The 3,296-nt window shown below is 59.7% G+C and carries 2 protein-coding genes and 1 pseudogene; all 3 read left to right on the forward strand.

Going from position 1 to position 3,296, the window contains the following annotated elements; all coding sequences use genetic code 11:
• Positions 1 to 893, forward strand: a pseudogene (locus tag QOC89_RS06435) (NADH-quinone oxidoreductase subunit L); the annotation flags it as partial.
• A gap of 14 nt (positions 894 to 907) precedes the next feature.
• Positions 908 to 2,398: an NADH-quinone oxidoreductase subunit M gene (locus tag QOC89_RS06440; RefSeq protein WP_323044262.1), complete on the forward strand. Its 1,491-nt coding sequence runs from the start codon at positions 908 to 910 to the stop codon at positions 2,396 to 2,398.
• A gap of 25 nt (positions 2,399 to 2,423) precedes the next feature.
• The coding region (locus QOC89_RS06445; RefSeq protein WP_323044263.1) for an NADH-quinone oxidoreductase subunit N at positions 2,424 to 3,296 on the forward strand (873 nt) is incomplete at its 3' end.

Consider the following 3,296-nt stretch of genomic DNA (forward strand, 5'->3'; position numbering starts at 1 on the left):
CGCTGATCGGTACGCCGTTCTTCTCGGGCTTCTATTCGAAAGACTCGATCATCGACGCGGTGAAGCTGTCGCATCTGCCGGGCTCCGGTTTCGCGTACTTCGCTGTGGTGGCGAGCGTATTCGTTACTGCGCTGTATTCGTTCCGTATGTACTTCATGGTGTTCCACGGCAAGGAGCGCTTCCGCGATCCGAAGCATCCGGATTCGCCGATGGGTATCGAAGCGGCCGCGCATGCGCATGACGGTCACGGCCATGACGCACACGGCCACGGCCATGGTCACGACGACCACGCCCACGAGCCGCATGAAACGCCGTGGGTGGTGTGGCTGCCGCTGGTGCTGCTGGCGATTCCGTCGGTGGTGATCGGTGCGATCGGCATCGGTCCGATGCTGTTCGGCGACTTCTTCCAGCACGGCGTGGCGTTCGACAAGGTGATTTTCATCGGCGAAAACCATCCGGCGCTGCATGAGATGGCTGATGAATTCCAGGGCTGGGCGTCGATGGGTCTGCACTCGGTCTCGGGTCTGCCGGTTTGGCTGGCACTCGCGGGCGTGGTGGTGGCGTGGTTCCTGTACCTGGTTCGTCCCGATCTGCCGGCCGTCATCAAGCGTGCGGCGGGTCCGATCTATACGCTGCTCGATAACAAGTACTACATGGACAAGATCAATGACGTCGTGTTTGCGCGGGGCGCGGTGGCGATTGGCCGGGGTCTCTGGAAGGAAGGCGACGTCGTGGTCATCGACGGTATCGTCAATGGCAGCGCACGCTTCATCGGCTGGTTTGCCGGCGTGATCCGCTTCCTCCAGTCGGGCTATATCTACCACTACGCGTTTGCCATGATTATCGGCATGTTGGGGCTCCTGACCCTGTTTGTAACGCTCGGCGGCAAATAAGGCGAGGGACACTAATGCACGCTTATCCGATTCTCAGTATTGCGATCTGGTTACCGATCCTCGTAGGTCTCCTGGTACTCGCCATCGGTTCCGACCGGAACCCGGCCCCGGCGCGCTGGATCGCGCTGATCGGCTCGGTCGTCAGCTTCATCGTGACGATCCCGCTGATTACCGGTTTCGATTCGAGCACCGCCGATCTGCAGTTCGTCGAAAAGGCGAACTGGATCGAGCGCTTCAACATCACGTACCACCTGGGTGTCGACGGCATCTCGATGTGGTTCGTCGTGTTGACCGCATTGATTACGGTGATCGTCGTGATCGCCGCATGGGAAGTCATCACGAAGAACGTGGCGCAGTACCTCGCTTCGTTCCTGATCCTGTCCGGCATCATGGTCGGCGTGTTCAGCGCCGCGGACGGCATGCTGTTCTACGTGTTCTTCGAAGCAACGCTGATTCCGATGTACATCATCATCGGCGTGTGGGGTGGGGCGAACCGCGTGTATGCGGCGTTCAAGTTCTTCCTGTACACGCTGATGGGCTCGCTGCTGATGCTGGTCGCGCTGCTGTACCTGTACATCGAGACCGGCACGTTCGATCTCGCTACGTGGCAGAACGCGCAGATCGGCATGACGCCGCAGATATTGATATTTATAGCGTTCTTCATGGCCTTCGCCGTGAAGGTGCCGATGTGGCCGGTTCACACGTGGTTGCCTGACGCCCACGTGGAAGCGCCAACCGGCGGCTCGGTCGTGCTGGCCGCGATCATGCTGAAGCTGGGCGCCTACGGTTTCGTGCGCTTCTCGCTGCCGATCGCACCGGACGCAAGCCATTTCCTGGCACCGGTTGTGATCACGCTGTCGCTCATCGCGGTGATCTACATCGGTCTGGTCGCGATGGTGCAGGCCGACATGAAGAAGCTGGTCGCGTATTCGTCGATCGCGCACATGGGTTTCGTGACGCTTGGCTTCTTCATCTTCAATCAGCTCGGCATGGAAGGCGCGATCGTGCAGATGATCTCGCACGGGTTCGTGTCGGGCGCGATGTTCCTGAGCATCGGTGTGCTGTACGACCGTATGCACTCGCGTCAGATCGCCGATTACGGCGGCGTCGTGAACGTGATGCCGAAGTTCGCGGCGTTCGTGATGCTGTTCTCGATGGCCAATTGCGGCTTGCCGGGTACTTCCGGTTTCGTCGGTGAGTTCATGGTGATTCTGGCTGCTGTCCAGTACAACTTCTGGATCGCGGGCGGTGCGGCTGTCACGCTGATTCTCGGCGCGGCCTACACGCTGTGGATGTACAAGCGCGTGTACTTCGGCGCGATCGCCAACGATCACGTGAAGAGCCTCGTCGACATCAATCGCCGCGAATTTTTCATGCTGGCAGTGCTCGCCGCATTGACGCTGTTCATGGGCCTGTATCCGAAGCCCTTTACCGATGTGATGCACGTATCCGTGGAAAACCTCCTCTCCCACGTCGCGCAGTCCAAACTGCCGTTGCCACAGTAATGCAGAGCGGAGGAATTTAAAGATCATGCAAAACGCCCCTATGACTGCTCTGTTGCCCGACGCACTGGTGATGCTCGCCGTTGTCGTTGCGTGGCTCAACGACACGTTCGTCGGCCAGGCCGGTCGCCGTACCACGTATTTCATCGCGTTCTTCTCGACGCTGATTGCCGGCATCTGGTTCGCGGTGAACGCGTTCGACCCGCAAGTGCATTACTTCTTCGGTCACATGTATGTGGTGGATTCGTTCGCCAGTGTGATGAAGGCGGTGGTGACGCTCGGCTATGCGGTGTCGATCGTTTATTCGCGCCGGTACCTTGAAGATCGCGGCTTGTTCCGCGGCGAATTCTTCCTGTTGGGCATGTTCTCCTTGCTCGGCCAACTGGTGATGATCTCCGGCAACAACTTCCTGACGCTGTACCTTGGTCTGGAACTGATGTCGCTGTCGCTGTACGGTGCGATCGCACTGCGTCGCGATGCGGCGCCTTCGAACGAAGCGGCGATGAAGTACTACGTGCTCGGCGCGCTGGCTTCCGGCTTCCTGCTGTACGGCATTTCGATGCTCTACGGTGCGACCGGTTCGCTCGACCTGAACGAAGTGTTCAAGGCGATCGGCACCAGCCACTACGACCCGAGCGTGCTGTTGTTCGGCGTGATCTTCATCGTGGCGGGCGTGGCATTCAAAATGGGTGCGGTGCCGTTCCACATGTGGGTGCCCGACGTGTATCAGGGCGCGCCGACGGCCATGACGCTGATGGTCGGCGGTGGTCCGAAAGTGGCCGCGTTCGCATGGGGTCTGCGCTTCCTCGTGATGGGTCTGCTGCCGCTGGCGGTTGAATGGCAGGAAATGCTTGTGATCCTCGCCGCGCTGTCGCTGATCGTCGGCAACATCACCGGTATC

It is taken from the genome of Paraburkholderia sp., assembly GCF_034668105.1.
Taxonomy (GTDB): Bacteria; Pseudomonadota; Gammaproteobacteria; order Burkholderiales; family Burkholderiaceae; genus Paraburkholderia.

Coding starts and splice junctions, on each gene's coding strand:
- QOC89_RS06440 (WP_323044262.1), top strand. CDS start 908: ATGCACGCTTATCCGATTCTCAGTATTGCGATCTGGTTACCGATCCTC.